The 14643-nt window shown below is 48.5% G+C and carries 13 protein-coding genes; 4 read left to right on the top strand and 9 right to left on the bottom strand.

All coding sequences use genetic code 11. From position 1 onward, the window contains the following. Position 1: 1 nt before the first annotated feature. Together BGO59_RS30780 and BGO59_RS30785 are read right to left on the bottom strand one after the other, a co-directional pair. Positions 2-607 (bottom strand): ACP phosphodiesterase, encoded by a 606-nt coding sequence (locus BGO59_RS30780; protein WP_293690650.1) that lies wholly within the window; start codon positions 605-607, stop codon positions 2-4. Continuing rightward, the gene (locus BGO59_RS30785; protein ID WP_293690652.1) at positions 604-1137 is read right to left on the bottom strand and encodes a dCMP deaminase family protein; all 534 of its coding nucleotides are present in this window, start codon (positions 1135-1137) and stop codon (positions 604-606) included. Before BGO59_RS30785 ends, BGO59_RS30780 begins: the two co-directional genes overlap by 4 nt. A gap of 158 nt (positions 1138-1295) precedes the next feature. On the opposite strand from BGO59_RS30785, the gene BGO59_RS30790 reads away from it, so the two are divergent. The 4 genes from BGO59_RS30790 (at position 1296) to BGO59_RS30805 (ending at position 5817) form a co-directional block, all read left to right on the top strand. Then, on the top strand, positions 1296-2789 hold the full coding sequence (locus BGO59_RS30790; protein ID WP_293690654.1) for a choice-of-anchor Q domain-containing protein: 1494 nt from the start codon (positions 1296-1298) through the stop codon (positions 2787-2789). 72 nt (positions 2790-2861) lie between these two features. Next, entirely contained in the window at positions 2862-3743 is an 882-nt protein-coding gene (locus BGO59_RS30795; RefSeq protein WP_293690656.1) for an alpha/beta hydrolase-fold protein, read from the top strand. Positions 3744-3810: 67 nt separating this feature from the next. Continuing rightward, the gene (locus BGO59_RS30800; RefSeq protein ID WP_293690658.1) at positions 3811-4833 is read left to right on the top strand and encodes a Gfo/Idh/MocA family oxidoreductase; all 1023 of its coding nucleotides are present in this window, start codon (positions 3811-3813) and stop codon (positions 4831-4833) included. Between the two features lie 63 nt (positions 4834-4896). Further along, positions 4897-5817 carry a pirin family protein gene (locus tag BGO59_RS30805; RefSeq protein WP_293690660.1) on the top strand — a complete coding sequence of 307 codons (921 nt, stop codon included), beginning with the start codon at positions 4897-4899 and terminating at the stop codon, positions 5815-5817. A 2-nt stretch (positions 5818-5819) separates the two neighbouring features. On the opposite strand, the gene BGO59_RS30810 is transcribed toward BGO59_RS30805, so the two are convergent. The 7 genes from BGO59_RS30810 to BGO59_RS30840 all read right to left on the bottom strand — a co-directional run bounded on the left by BGO59_RS30810 (position 5820) and on the right by BGO59_RS30840 (position 14352). Beyond that, complete coding sequence (locus BGO59_RS30810; RefSeq protein ID WP_293690662.1) at positions 5820-6944, bottom strand: hypothetical protein; 1125 nt, start codon at positions 6942-6944, stop codon at positions 5820-5822. A 33-nt stretch (positions 6945-6977) separates the two neighbouring features. After that, complete coding sequence (gene lnt / locus BGO59_RS30815; RefSeq protein WP_293690664.1) at positions 6978-8627, bottom strand: apolipoprotein N-acyltransferase; 1650 nt, start codon at positions 8625-8627, stop codon at positions 6978-6980. Beyond that, positions 8624-9715, bottom strand: a complete 1092-nt coding sequence (locus BGO59_RS30820) for a hypothetical protein (protein ID WP_293690666.1) — start codon at positions 9713-9715, stop codon at positions 8624-8626. The genes lnt and BGO59_RS30820 overlap by 4 nt, the downstream gene beginning before the upstream one ends. A 116-nt stretch (positions 9716-9831) precedes the next feature. Continuing rightward, on the bottom strand, positions 9832-10884 hold the full coding sequence (locus tag BGO59_RS30825) for a hypothetical protein (protein WP_293690668.1): 1053 nt from the start codon (positions 10882-10884) through the stop codon (positions 9832-9834). 44 nt (positions 10885-10928) lie between these two features. Then, positions 10929-11777: a hypothetical protein gene (locus tag BGO59_RS30830; protein ID WP_293690670.1), complete on the bottom strand. Its 849-nt coding sequence runs from the start codon at positions 11775-11777 to the stop codon at positions 10929-10931. 113 nt (positions 11778-11890) lie between these two features. Then, positions 11891-12739, bottom strand: a complete 849-nt coding sequence (locus tag BGO59_RS30835; protein WP_293690672.1) for a hypothetical protein — start codon at positions 12737-12739, stop codon at positions 11891-11893. 113 nt (positions 12740-12852) lie between these two features. Then, positions 12853-14352, bottom strand: a complete 1500-nt coding sequence (locus BGO59_RS30840; RefSeq protein WP_293690674.1) for a hypothetical protein — start codon at positions 14350-14352, stop codon at positions 12853-12855. Positions 14353-14643: the final 291 nt, after the last annotated feature.

The raw sequence follows: 14643 nt of genomic DNA on the forward strand, positions 1-14643 counted from the left end.
CTTATCGACTCACGTTCATTGCCTGGATAACCCCACGAATATGGCGTACCAGTTGGGGCCAAAAGTCAGCGAAATAGGTGCCAATTTCGGTGTAGTAGCGCTCCAAATCCTCAATGGCCGTATCCAGTCCCGACGGATAGGCGGTTCGGCGAGACACGCCCTTTAACGACCGATCGATTCCTTCCAGAAACTGGTAGCTCATCAGCCAGTCCTGCCGAATCATATACTCGGCCATCCGAGCGACGGGGGCTGGCAATCGATTTGTATGCATTTGGATGGTCTGGTAGAAATAGGCCACAAAGCCCGATAGAGGTTCACCCGTCAGGGTTAAAAAGTTAGCAGCCAAAAAGTGGTCGAAGAAAATATCGACAGCCGCCCCAGCATATTTATGACAGCGTGGGTGCAGTAAATCCCGAACAGCCGCCACGGCCGGATGCTCATCGGTAAACGTGTCGATAGCCCGATGAAGACGTACTCCGGCAATCTCGCCCGGTGTTAGCTGATGGCGCGGATTTTCGGGGTCACCTTTAATAAAATCGCCACTAAAATTCCCAATAATCAACTCTGGATGACGCCCCGACAGATATGCATGTGCCAGTAGGTTCATGGCAAGTCAGGCACTACCGCCGTCGATTCACCCGACACATAACGCTCGACCGTTACCCCAAACCGACGCAGAAAATCAACGCCTTCGTCGGACCCGATCCCTTTATAGGCAGCATACGAGTTCAGGTATACCACCCGCGCGATTTTCATACTATAAATAATCCGGGCACAGGCAATACAGGGCGACAATGTTACATAAATGGTTGCCCCTTCAATTTCGGAACCGTTTTTAGCCGCGTATAAAATGGCATTCTGCTCAGCATGAAGCGCCAGGGAACACGACCCTTTCGAATCGCGGGGACATCCAACATCAGGAAATTCCTCATCGCAGTTATGAGTTCCGGCCGGGGGGCCATTATAGCCAATCGAAATAATTCGGGTGTCGCGGGTGAGTACGGCCCCTACCTGCGCTTTGATACAATGTGATCGTTTCGCCAGGTTAACAGCCAGATCCATAAAAATATCATCGAAGCGTGGACGAGCCGATTTTAGTTTGGCATGCAAAATAGCGGTGTCAATTGGTGGTTGCATCCGGTAAAGATACGGCATCGATCCGCCAAATAACAGCAACAGACCTACAGATGGCCATTTTTCGACTGGGCCTATGTAACTGATATAGCAATTCTCTATCGGAAGGCATGATTTTTGCTGCAGATACAGACGCTGATCTATCGCCCAAACTACCCTTCATGAAACATATCTCCCTGATTTTTTGGGGTTATTTCCTCGCCATTTCTGCTTTTTCCCAATCCATCGTTTACGTGACGCCTACGGGTGCTGGAGACCATTCGGGTAACACCTGGAGCAATGCACTTTCCGGTGTTCAACTACCAAACCGGGTCGCCACTGCCGACTCAGGAACTCAGTTCTGGATAGCTGCGGGCACCTACAAACCGACCACCACAACCAACCGAACAGCCTCGTTCAGCATTGCCTCCGGCGTGTCAGTTTACGGTGGATTTGCCGGAACAGAAACGGCATTAGAACAACGAATTTTTGGAAGTAATGAGACTGTATTTTCGGGTGATATTGGCAATATAGAATATCCAGGCGATAACAGTATGCATGTGATTACATTGTTCAATGCCAGGCAGACAATTTCCCTTAACAGTTTGACTATCCAGGGCGGCCAAATTAGATATTCCTCTGATTTGGAGAGTTCAGGAGCAGGAATACTAATTGATATTACAAGTGATACTCTTTCAGTTTCTGTTACTAGTTGTCGATTTATCAATAATACAATTAATGGGAGTCTAACTGGTGGAGGGGCTATTGCGGTAATCACTCATGCGAATAGTCACTGTAACGTCACAATCAAGAATTGCCATTTTAGCAATAATATTGCTGGTTTTGGGGGAGCTTACACTCCTCAAACACTTGGCGGCACTATTACATCTTTACTTGAAAACAGCGATTTTATCGCCAACGAAGGCTTAAATGAGTCAGGAGCTATATCAAACCGATATGTGACTGACTCACCGCTTAATTCTTTGACTATTCGAAAATGTAATTTTTTTTCAAATAAAGCACAATTTTCCGGTGGTGCTATAACGTCGGGTTATGGCCAATGTCTATTGGAGAATTGTGTTTTTAACAGCAATTCTGTTCTATCCGCACAATATACATTCGGGGGAGGTGCTGTTGACAACTCTGAGTCAAAAGTTGTTTTCAAAAACTGCATCTTTATAAATAATATAGCTCCATATGGCGGGGCTGTTTTTAGTGCTCCCAGCACTAAAACAACATACCAGAAATTTATCAATTGTATTTTTTCTAGAAATAGTGCCAATGTTTCCGGGGGAGTATTCTACGATAGAATCAGACAACCATTCTTAGGAAATCATGCTACTATAACAACCCTAATGAACTGCATAATTTGGGAGAATTCAGCACCAGATTCGTTTTCCAGTATTCTGTCAGCCACCTATTCCCTTATTCAAAACGGTTACTCAGGCATTGGCAACCTTAATTCTGACCCACTTTTTGTCGATCCTGCCAATGGCAACTTCAGATTACAACCTTCTAGCCCGGCTATAAACGCTGGTAGCCCTGACATAACTGACTTGTTGCCTACCGACATCGCAGGGAATCCACGAGTACAGGGCAATCGGGTCGATATGGGCGCCTATGAATTTATCGACTGTTCTATATGCCCACCGTTTATCATAAGCCGTATACGTTGATGTCGGGTAGCCTACGCTTTTCCATAAACATCGTATTATTAGGGCATGATTTACCTATCCCCTGTTTATGAAATGATAACAGCTCGAATTGCACAAACCGTTACTTTACTGCTCGTCTTGCTTGGAAGCTCCTTTGGCCAAGCCAGCAAGCCCGATCACTCGGGGCCAACAAAACCGTTTGTGCTGGGCGTTATTCAGGAAATTCAGTCGACACAGTTAGCCGAAAAGCGAACGCTGAATATTTACCTGCCTGAAGGCTACAACCCCAACGATACCATCCGCTACCCGGTTATTTACCTGCTCGATGGTTCGGCCGACGAAGATTTTATCCATGTCGTTGGACTTGTCCAGTTCAATACCTTTCCCTGGATCAACCGCATTCCCAAAACCATCGTTGTAGGCATTGCCAATACAGACCGACGGCGAGATTTTACGTACCCAACCACGCAGGAGAAAGACAGACAACGGTATAAAACAGCCGGGCAATCGGCGAAATTTATCGCATTTCTGGAAACTGAGTTACAGCCGTACATCAACAAAACCTATAAAACGACCGAGGCTAAAACCTTGATCGGTCAGTCGCTTGGTGGACTGCTGGCCACTGAAATAGTAACGAAAAAACCCTACTTATTTACACAGTACATCATCATCAGCCCGAGCCTTTGGTGGGATAATGGGTCTTTACTCGAGCAAAAAACGGATGTACTACAAGCCCATTTGACGAAGCCATTGGCTATTTATATTGGTGTTGGGAAAGAGGGCCTCGGCCCCAGCGATATACCGCACGTTATGGAAGTAGATGCTAATCTACTGGCGGAAAAATTAACCGCAATTAAAAACAAAAATATACGCGTGTATTTCGACTATCTACCGCAGGAAAACCACGCCACCATTACCCACCAAGCTATTTTTAATGCCTTCCGACTCTTATACCCTCCTGCTTCTGACAAATAATTTTTTACTTTGTTCTCAGTAGCTCACTAACGCATCTCAGGAAGCTATTTTTTGCGTTCTTTACGGCATGACCAGACTGAAAACAGCCATCATTGGCGGAGGCAATATAGCCGACAAGAATCATATCCCAGCCCTTAAACACTTATCCGACCAGGTCGATCTGGTAGCCGTTTGCAGCCGCGATCTGGCCAAAGCCCGCGCACTAGCCGACTCCCACAACATCCCGTATGCCTTCAACGATACGGCTGAACTGTATAGGCAGTGCGCTCCCGATGTGGTCGTTATCTGTACTCCCAATTACCTCCATCATCCACAAACGATAGAGGCTCTGGAACACGGATGCCACGTTTTTTGCGAAAAACCACCCGCGTTGAACGCACAGAATGCTCGGGAAATGGCCGATCTCGCGCAAAAAAAAGGACGAGTACTGGCTTATAATTTCCAGCTTCGGCAGGCAGGTGAGTATGCGCAACTGATGCGTTGTAAAACGGATGGCTTACTGGGCGATGTTTATCATATCAAAGCGTCCTTTGTCCGTCGTCGGGGCATTCCGGGCTGGGGTTATTTTACCAATAAAGCCATGCAGGGCGGTGGTGCTCTGATTGATCTGGGCGTTCATGTTCTCGATCTGGCCCTTTATGCACTGGGGTACCCTTCGCCCAACCAGGTTGTCGGGAATACGTACGATTTTATTGGTAAAGCTGGCGGCAAAGGCTTGTTGGGCCAGTGGAACCCCGATACGTTCGAGGTCGAAGATGCTGCTACAGCCTATCTGACATTCCCGAACAAAGCTTCCATTATGCTAACGGCTTCATTCGCACTGAACATGGAAGCCGAAAAAGAACGAAACCTGGAAGTATTTGGCTCCAAAGGTGGCGCAAAACTGTTTCCATTTTCGCTGCATACCGAACTGGCTGGTGAACTGGCCGATGTACGTTTCCCATTTCTGGAGGAGATAGACATTCAACTCCAGAATACCAAAGCGTTTCTGGATGCCTGTGCCGAAAAACCGTCCAACGTCTGCACGGCTGAACAGGGTGCTATTTTACAGGAAATCGTTGAACGAATTTATCAGTCGGCAGAGCGGTAAACCGGTGAGGAGCCCCTGCTCATTGATCAGACTCAACCTTTATTTTGCCCTTAGTCTCTCCATATGTTAGATCTGATTATTGATGCACGCCCGGCCTCACTTGGCAATGGATTTAATGTCCGGCGTATACTCCCCTACCGACTTCGACGGATGCTGGGGCCGTTTATTTTTATGGATCATGGAGGACCGGTCAGTTTTACGGCAGAGCAGGCTCCCAGCATGGATGTACTTCCTCATCCACACATTGGCCTGTCTACCGTGAGTTATCTGTTCGATGGGCAGGTTACCCACAGAGATAGTCTGGGTGTCGAACAGATCATCCGGCCTGGCGAAGTAAACTGGATGACAGCCGGACGAGGAATTGCCCATTCGGAGCGTTTTGAAGATCCGGTAACCTTGGCGGGTGGGCGACTGGAAATGATTCAGACGTGGGTTGCCTTACCCGATGCCCACGAAGAGGATATTCCAAGCTTCGAAAATTACCAGCCTCATGAACTACCTATTGTCACGGATACAGGCGTTTGGTTGCGATTGATTGCCGGTAATGCCTTTGGGCTGACTAACCACGTTACTACCCATTCGCCCTTATTTTATGCCCATGTCGTTTTACAGCCCGGTACACCCTTTGGCTTACCTGTCGGTTATCCGGAGCGCGGGGCTTACATAGCCAAAGGCACAGTAGAAGTGAATGGACATCGGTACGGAGCAGGTCAATTGCTGGTATTTACGCGGGGCATCGATCCAGTGATCACGGCTATCGAACCCGCTACGATCATGCTGTTGGGGGGCGAACCGCTGGGCGAACGGTTTATCTGGTGGAACTTTGTTTCATCCCGGAAAGAGCGGATTGAACAGGCTAAAGCCGATTGGGAAGCTGGCCGAATTGCTTTGCCTCCCAACGACAATACCGTATTTATTCCACTTCCGTACGATCAGTCCAAACCGGCAGGCTCAGGAACGCCCCCTCCTCAGCCGTTATCATAAGCTCACCGTTTACTCCGTTGTTTCAATCGTTTTTCCAGCCGAATGACGTGTAGGGTAAGTTCTTCTACTTTCTGAAGCAGAATGGCATTCATCTGTACCAGATCAACCCCTTCTTTCTGAACGGTTTCGGCACTGGGCACATCGGGCAAATGACCATGCTGGTGAATAAATCGCTCGGTCTGAGCCAGTGACCGAAGCCGGTAATTACGTTTAAAGACGCGGTCGGCCCACTGATTCGGGGAGTCAATTTGTAGACGGGGGCGACCTAATACCACCTCGCCCAACGCATTGACGGTTAGAAAGTTATTAGTTGATACAACGGGCTTGTCTTGATCGGTAAGGGTCTCCAGTCGTAGCCCCGACTCCCCGGTTTTCTCACCGACTACATGTAGGCGAGCTGTTGGTGTAGAGGTTCCTACACCTACGTTGGCCCCATTGCCCAGCACAAGTGCATTACTGACACCTACCCGTGCTCCGTACCCAATAGCCGTGGCATTGTATAAAGGCATGTTACCAGCCAGTACATCAGCTTCGGTACCTAAAAACGTATTTCCCCGGCCCTGGTCGTTGCGCCCTGTGTTGTAGCCCAGAAACACATTATTATCGGTGTTGAATGATGCTGGACCAGCCCCACGGCCTACGATGGTATTGTTACTCCCCGTCTGATTACCTCCTCCTGTACAGGCTCCAACAAATACATTGTTCAAACCCGACGTATTGGCTAACCCGGCGCATGACCCAATAAAGGTGTTGCCATCCGATGTCGTACCAAACCCAGCCTGATTACCGACAAAGGTGTTTGCCGAGGCTGTTAGACTAGCATAACCCGAAGCAGTACCCACAAATGTATTCTGGTTGCCCCCGCTGGCCACAAACCCGGCTGCCGAGCCTACAAATGTATTGGCCGATCCTGACACAGTACCGGAGCCGGCATCATAGCCAACAAAGGTGTTGTTGGTAGCACTAAGCGAAAGAGCGGCCCCGGCATTACCGGCACCGACTACCGTATTGAAGGATCCGGTCGCCGAACCGCTCTGCACCGGAGAATTCAGAATGACAGTGGTTTGGGCGCAGACAGAGCCTGTGAAGAAACAAGTTGCCAGGAAAACGTAGAGATAAGACTTCATGATTTTGATGCGTTTCAATTGGTAGTCATTCGATTAATTGGAAGGAATAGTTGTTTCTGACCGCTTTCGCGATGGTTGGCCCTGCACAGCATCAGTCGGGTTTCGCTTACCAGCCAACAATAGGAAAAGAAACAGAGCCAGCCCACAAGCCAGCGGAAACCAGTTGGGGTATTTCGTAAAAAGCGTCAGTTTCGTATTCGTCTGTAGGGTGACGGTACCGGTTGCTTCCTGCTGGCGAGGCATTACAGAAACAACCCGCCCAAAAGGGTCAACATAGCCCGAATAGCCCTGATTGGAGCAACGGGCAATGCTCCGCCGATTTTCGATGGCCCGCAACTGCGTAAACGCCAATAACATACGAGGCCCCGGACTATCGTAAAACCACCCATCGTTCATCATAAAAATCAGAAACTCGCTCAGGCCGGAACGGCTCGACACCGACTGGTCGCTATCAGTTCCGGCCCTGACCAGCCCTGCAATAGTCGATGGGTATAGCTGTTCCCAACAAATGGCCATGGCTACCCGACGCGTATTTTGCTTACGGTCGTGAAACTGAAAAACAAACGGTGTATCCCCAAGCTGAATGGACGATTTGCCTCGCCAAAGCCAGGGGCTAGCCCATTGCAAAAGAGTTGGCAAACGCTCGCCAAAAACCAGACTTTTCTGCTTCCGGTAAACTTTCAGATCAGTCGGTGTGAGATGCAGCGGGGTGTATACCCGGCTAAGTTCGGGAGTGAAAACGAATGCTTCGTTGTAATAGTGGTTGCTGTCTACCGGGGTTACCAGCCCTGTCGCAAACGGCACGTTGTAGTAGGCAACATACTGGCGCATTCCCGCAAACAAAACAGAATCCCGTAGCAGGGGCAACGGAAAAGCACCTTCTGGAGCGACTACCAGATCAGGTTGTTGTTCGACAACCCTGGTTCCTAGTCGGAGAAGTCGCTGCACTTTTTGCTGGTAATGGACTGGCTTAAGGGGAGCGTAGGGGTCCTCGTTCGTTTGTACCAGACCAACACGTACTGTACTGGGGTGTTTATCGATAACCAGTGAGGGCTGCCAGGCCACCAGGGCACTGTACACGACAGGTACGGCCAGCCAGGCGCCTGCCCCCAATGCTACCCGCCGAATTAGTAGTCGTTGCGATACGTCGGGGTTCCGATCAACGATCCGGGCTAGCAGTACATTCATTCCGATTAGCCAGGCCAGCACCCCCCACTGTCCGGTCAGGTCGACAAACTGGTTGAGAACCAGTAGACGGGCCTGTGTGTATAGCGGATTCCCGACGGCCAGATTAATATCGCCGATAGCCAACCAGGCCCATTCCCACACAGTCCAGGACAGGGGCAATAACCACAAAGCCTTGCGCCAGCCAAAGCGCTGCTGAAAAGGGAAATGAAGGGCCAGAGGAATCCACAAAAACAAACTTTGGGTCAGGATAACCGTCAGCACGGCCCAGATTGATACATAACTGAGCCACCAGCAAACCAAGGGGGGGATCACCACGAACAACGGCAGCGTAACCCGTACGTGCTCGCCAAACGTCTGTACGGAACGCAGCCGCAACAGGACTGGCACCAGGGCAAACCAGGCCAGCCAACCCGTTTCGAAGGCGAAGTTGGGCCAGGCTAATCCGTACAAAACGCCTGAGATGAGCCAGGCCGGTAAATGCTTGAGTCGGTTCATCGGGAACAATTGCAACTGTTGCTGAACGAGGGCGAAAGACTGCGGGTGGTCACAATAGCCGAATAGGCGATCTGACTCAGTTCCGCGCTTTTGGTCGAGGCATTGTAATTGGCATAATTAGCGACGAACCAATACCCTTCTTTAGTCACCCAGCCAATCTGTTGGTCAGTCTCTATGTCGATCAGGTTATCGTCTGAAAGAGTAGCTCCTCCCGATGTGTCGTAGGTGCGCGTACCGGACCGAACGGTATAGCGTAGAGCCTGAAACGAGCCGTTGGGTGTCGTTAATGTGCCGAACCCATCAAATGCCAGGGTGTCCGATTGAATCGTTTGCAGTTCATCGTCTGGATCGTCGTAAACTATAGTATTCGTAAAGGTATCCCCCAACTGAGCGGGTAACTTAGTCATAATCGACCCGGCAGAACTGGCCTCAAAGTCAGTGCCCACCTTCCTGTCAACCGAATAACCCAGGAAATTCACAGCTGATCCAGCTATCTGGTACTGGCGATACCCGATATTAGCCCGGTTTTCGGCAATGTACTTGGTGGCATTCGTTACGCCATTTAGCCGCAGATTGGCAGGAATGGTGGTTGGTGAGACGAAATCGCGCCGACTCACCCGGTCAAGTTGATAAGTTAGATCGGCTGGCAGCGTCCAGGTTTGTGCATTGACTAGATCAGCCTTACCAATGACCATGTTCAGCGTACTTTCCAGGCTTGATCCCCCATACGTCAACAGGGTGTTGCCAGGCTGAGCAAATGTATTGAAATCATTGGCTGTCAACTGAATAGCACCGGCAGCTCCGAGTTTAGCCCGCCAACGAGCCTCAGTGCCAGAAACAATGTTGGCAAAGGCCAGATCATTCGACAGATTCGTTCGTGCGCTAGCTACCAGTGTTGCCCCCTCCTGGTGGCCTTGCCCCTGATTGAGTAAGTCAAAGCCTGGACTATTTTTCCTGAAGGGGTTATGCGTACCAGTCGCATATCGGTTTCCTCCGGAATCCACTGGCGGATTACAGGGAGGTGTGCTTGATTGTGCCAAGTGGCAAATGGCCAGTGTGAGGAGTAAGGGAAGGTGAACGGAGCGCATGGTTATGTTATCTAACGAAGCAGTACGTTGAAAAAAGTGGTATCGGTGCAATTGAAGGCAGTGAAGTCAACAGCTAGTCAGTATGTATGTCCTGAGCGTGGCAGTAATGGTATCAGTCATCGGATACAATTGCAACTGTTACTGAACGTAGGTGAAAGACTGCGAGTGGTCACAATAGCTGAATAGGATATCTGGCTTAGCTCCGCACTTTTCTTTGAGGGGTTGTAATTGGCATAATTGGCAACGAACCAATACCCTTCTTTTGTCACCCAGCCTACCTTCTGATCGGTTTCGGTATCGATCAGATTATCGTCCGAAGGGGGATCACCCCCCGAGGTATCGTAGGTGTGCAGGCCTGATCGGATCGTATAACGCAGAGCCTGAAACGAGCCGGTGGGTGTCTTCAGCGTACCGAATCCATCGAAGGTTACCGTATCCGCCTGGATGGTCTGCAGTTCATCATCCGGATTATCTGATAGCGTTGTGCTGATAAAGTTGTCACTAAGCTGAGCGGGAAGCTGGGTCATGATTGAACCGGAGGACGCTGATTCATAATCGCTACCCACCTTGCGGTCTACCGAATAGCCCAGGAAGTTGACGGCCGACCCGCTGATCTGGTACTGGCGATAGCCGATATTGGCCCGGTTGTCAGCCACGTATTTGGTAGCGTTGGTTACCCCACTAATACGCAGATTGGCGGGGATGGTGGTGGGAGCAATAAAATCACGTCGGCTGACCTGATCGAGCTGGTAGGTCAGATCGGCGGGCAGGGTCCAGGTCTGGGCATTGGTCAGATCGGCCTGTCCGATGACCATGGTCAGGGTACTTTCCGGATTTGAGCCGCTGTAGGTAAGCAGGGTGTTGCCTGGCTGGGCGAAGGTGTTAAAATCGGTGGTCGAGAGTTGAATGGCTGCTGCTGCGCCCAGTTTGTTTCGCCATCGGTCTTCGGTGTTGGAGATGATGTTGGCAAAGGCCAGATCATTGGCCAGATTGGTTCGTGAACTGGCCAGCAGCGTTGCTCCCTCCAGGCGATTTCGCCAGTTAGGGAACAGATTATAAGCCTGACTAATTCGGCCAGAGCCACCAGCTCTTGCACATTCTGGATTACTTGCAATTACGTCAATGACAACAGCAAATGTGAGGAGAAAAGGAAGGAGAAAGTTGGGCATAGCTAAGGCTGCTAATAGACAGTAGGTTTAAAGAAGTAGAATGGCTATTGGCAACCGCTGTATTCATAGGTGGTTGATCCGGAACCATTGCTCATGCCGGTCGTCGTGTACATTCGTTTGGTCATCATTCCGCTCTGATTCGCTGTTCGCTGATACGTATAGTCCGTCGTTTTGGTCAGTGAATCCGAAAAAGTACCTGTGCGGCTGATCCCCGAAAAGATTTCGACATGATTGGGGCAGGTATTTGGCTGCCTGTAGGGTAAGGGAAATTGTAGATTTTCCGTCACCGACGAAGTAAAGGGACTGATATAGTGATTTTTAAATTTGGTAGCGAACGAGCGGATGGGCACAAAATCGCTGCAAACCGTCCGGCTCATCAGGCGGCCCTGGTTGTCTTTGAGGTCAACACTGGTGCAGTTATCCTGGCTGTCGTAGGTGAACGTTGAACTATACCCCTCATAGGCGCGGTACATACCCGCCGTATTCTGCACATTTAGTTTACCGATCCGGCCCGATGGGTCGAACGTAACCCCATATTCACCTAGTACCGACTGTGATTTCGGCTCCAGCAGTTGAATTGTAGTGAGTGTCTTTCCTTCATAAACGTAGCGAAAGTTGAGCCCTTTCAGGTTCTGGCTGATGATCTTGCCATCAGCATCAAAAACATAAATATACTGCCCCGTTTGCGTTCCATTCGAATAGGATTGGACGGAGGTAATCAGGCCGCGGGAATCATAGGTGGGCACATCATAGCTCGTGCTGGAATACACGATTTTAGTAAGCACACACTCATCGGGATTAATCGGTGAAACGGCAGAATGGAGCTTAGTCTGAGGTTGATAAGTTAGTAGACTCATCAACAGTGCCAGTAGAGGCAAAGACATCAATTTCATTTTAGTTGAATGTGTATCTGATTGTGGAGTAGAAATAAGGCAGGCCAGACGACTATAAGGCAGTTTTGTGCTAAAAAATTATCTGGCAGACAAGTGTCTACCAGATAGGATAACTATTGGCAACCGCTGTATTCGTAAGTAGTCGTTCCAGATTCATTGGTCAAACCTGTCGTTGTATACGTCCGTTTGGCCATCATTCCGCTCTGATTGGCCGTCCGCTGGTACGTGTAATCGTATATTTTAGCCAGGGTACCTGTGTAATTGTTATTCACATCAAAGGCAGAATACAATTCGACGTGATTAGACGATGTGTTGGGCTGCTTGTATGGACCGGCAAACTGCAGGTTTTCCAACACCGTTGACGTATATGGATTGATGTACTGGTTTTTGAATTTGGTGATATGTGAACGTACAGCTACAAAATTGCTGTACACCGTTCGGTATAGCACCCGGCCCTGGTCATCTTTCAGGTCGATGTTCGTGCAGTTGTTTTGGCTGTCGTAGGTAAACGTTGAATTGAGTCCTTCAAAACCGCTGTACGCAGACACTGTATTCTGTACTTTCAAGTTGCTGATCCGGCCCGATGCATCAAACGTAACCGCATACTCCCCCAGGACAGACTGCGCGGTAGGGTCAAGAAGCTGAATTTTGGTAAGTGTAGTTCCCGAATACACATAACGGACGTTAAGCCCGTTCAGGCTTTGGCTGGTTATTTTTCCATCGGCGTCATACACGTTGGTGTACAGCGACGTTTTGGCTCCATTCTCGTACGACTGTATGGACGTAACCAAACCACGGGAATCGAACGTTGGGATATCATAGCTGGTGGCAGAATACGTGATTTTCGTCAGAAGACAGTCGTCTGGATTGGTCGATGCATTGGCAGGATCCGGGTCGTTTTTGGTTTGGCAGGATAGCAGGCTAATCAGAAGTACCAGTAAACTTGTAGCAATAAATTTCATTGTTATATATAGGTTTTCCCGTTTTGTATAGTAAGTCAATAGGAATGAGGCAAACCTATAAAAAACTGATTAGGACGCGGTATTTGCAGGGTGGACAAAAAGTGGACAATTCGTTAAATAACTGACAGATAAGCAGGTAGATCTTCGGTAACTATTTTTTTGCGAAGCCGATAGCGATTCTTTTTTACACTTTCCGCCGAGATACCTAACATACCCGCCATCTGTCCGGGCGAGAAATGAAGGCGAATCATACAGGCCATTTTTAGTTCTGTATCAGTTAAGCTCGGAACCTGCCGTAATAATCGGTCAATAAATTCCGGGTGTAGTTGTTCAAATTTTATTCGGAAATCATCCCACTGGGCCTGGGTTAGCATACAGGCCCGGTTCAACTGCTCTACTAATTCGTCGCCACCCTGCGTTTCTTTTAGCTTTAACTGATCCAGTTCATTTCTGATCTGGTCGATAAAGGCATTTTTCTGAACTACCGAATCGGCAAAAAACGTCAACTGCTCAGTGGCAGTCTGTAGTTGCAGTGTGGCCACTTTTTCCCGGGCCTCCAGCAATTGATTGTGGTTTCTCAGCTGCTTTCGCTGAAGATAAATGACCACAATAATCAGCCCCAACAGCAACATACCACCTATAAACAACCAGCGTTGATACGTTAATTCCTGCTCCAGGCGGGCGTTGGCCTGTTCGTTTTCTCTGGCCTTGAAGCGTACTTCCAGCTCGCTTACTTTTTGTCGACTGGCCTGGTTGGCTAAGGATGTATCCAGGGAAAAATACGATTTCTGATATTGATAAGCCGCTCGGTAGTTAGCTTGTTTTTCAGCCCATTGCGTGCGGATGAGTGCTAGTTCCCGGTTATAAAATAAGGAACCAATGGTAGGCAGGAACGATTCTGCACGCTTAAAATAGCGGTCGGCTTCCTCAAACCGATTTAGTCCGGTGAGCGCAGCGCCAATAATTGCGGCTGCTCGGAGGATTTGTCTAGGTTGTTTTCGAGCCTCCGCCAGTTGAAGTCCGCGCTGCGCATAATCAATTGTTTGCTGATTATCACCTTTCTCAATCAGAATACTGGCAGCGTTCAGATAAACCAAAATAAGGTTATTGGTATCACGCCGGGTGGTAGCTAACTGTAAAGCCTGACCAAAATAGTGGAGTGATGGCTTAAACTGCTTGTTTTCACCCAATATCATCGCATAGTTTTGCATAGCCTTGGAAATCAGACTACTATCCCTGGACAGTTCAGCATAATTAAGAGCAAATTTCCCATACTGTAGTGCTTTCGTTAAACTATGCTCAAACTGAAAGATTTGCGCCAGATTAATATATGCCTGATATAATTTTTTGTAGGCCTGATATTGTTTGAGTGTTTCAATAGCGCTAAATGTGAGCCGTGTAGCTTGTTTGGAATCCCCCCTTTCGCTAAGAAACCAGGCTAATTGAGTCTGTATTTCTGCTCGTTCCAATGGTGAGTGCTGCCCTTTCAATTGCAAGGCATAGTATTCAGCGGAATCCTGAACAATTGACTGAGCCAGTGTATTCTGGCAGATAATAAACAGGCATAAGCGTATAAAACGTCTTATATGAATCGAAAGAATGGGTAGAGACACAACTCGTTAGGAAAAAACTTAAACACTACAATAATAAATGAATACATTGATTTTATTTAATAAGTCGAACATAAACATACCTATTAGTGTGTATAAAAAAACTGTCTAAAAAGTATACCAAGATTCAGCGAAGGCAACTCAGAGCAACTAATGATTGATTTTCAATAATTTAACAATCAAACAAGCTAGAAGTCAGCGATTATAATGTAGGGGGAATTACTCAACTGTAGGCAAAAATATACTCATCTATTCAACAGACACCACGCTGCCAAACCGAACTCCTGCCTGAAA

Origin of the sequence: Spirosoma sp. 48-14 (assembly GCF_001898575.1) — a bacterium.
GTDB lineage: Bacteria > Bacteroidota > Bacteroidia > Cytophagales > Spirosomataceae > Spirosoma.

Bases quoted from the DNA above. Each gene is read 5' to 3' on its own strand.
- BGO59_RS30820 (WP_293690666.1), bottom strand. From the start codon at position 9,715: ATGCGCTCCGTTCACCTTCCCTTACTCCTCACACTGGCCATTTGCCAC.
- BGO59_RS30825 (WP_293690668.1), bottom strand. From the start codon at position 10,884: ATGCCCAACTTTCTCCTTCCTTTTCTCCTCACATTTGCTGTTGTCATT.
- BGO59_RS30790 (WP_293690654.1), top strand. From the start codon at position 1,296: ATGAAACATATCTCCCTGATTTTTTGGGGTTATTTCCTCGCCATTTCT.
- BGO59_RS30800 (WP_293690658.1), top strand. From the start codon at position 3,811: ATGACCAGACTGAAAACAGCCATCATTGGCGGAGGCAATATAGCCGAC.
- lnt (WP_293690664.1), bottom strand. From the start codon at position 8,627: ATGAACCGACTCAAGCATTTACCGGCCTGGCTCATCTCAGGCGTTTTG.
- BGO59_RS30780 (WP_293690650.1), bottom strand. From the start codon at position 607: ATGAACCTACTGGCACATGCATATCTGTCGGGGCGTCATCCAGAGTTG.
- BGO59_RS30810 (WP_293690662.1), bottom strand. From the start codon at position 6,944: ATGAAGTCTTATCTCTACGTTTTCCTGGCAACTTGTTTCTTCACAGGC.
- BGO59_RS30795 (WP_293690656.1), top strand. From the start codon at position 2,862: ATGATAACAGCTCGAATTGCACAAACCGTTACTTTACTGCTCGTCTTG.
- BGO59_RS30785 (WP_293690652.1), bottom strand. From the start codon at position 1,137: ATGCAACCACCAATTGACACCGCTATTTTGCATGCCAAACTAAAATCG.
- BGO59_RS30830 (WP_293690670.1), bottom strand. From the start codon at position 11,777: ATGAAATTGATGTCTTTGCCTCTACTGGCACTGTTGATGAGTCTACTA.
- BGO59_RS30805 (WP_293690660.1), top strand. From the start codon at position 4,897: ATGTTAGATCTGATTATTGATGCACGCCCGGCCTCACTTGGCAATGGA.
- BGO59_RS30835 (WP_293690672.1), bottom strand. From the start codon at position 12,739: ATGAAATTTATTGCTACAAGTTTACTGGTACTTCTGATTAGCCTGCTA.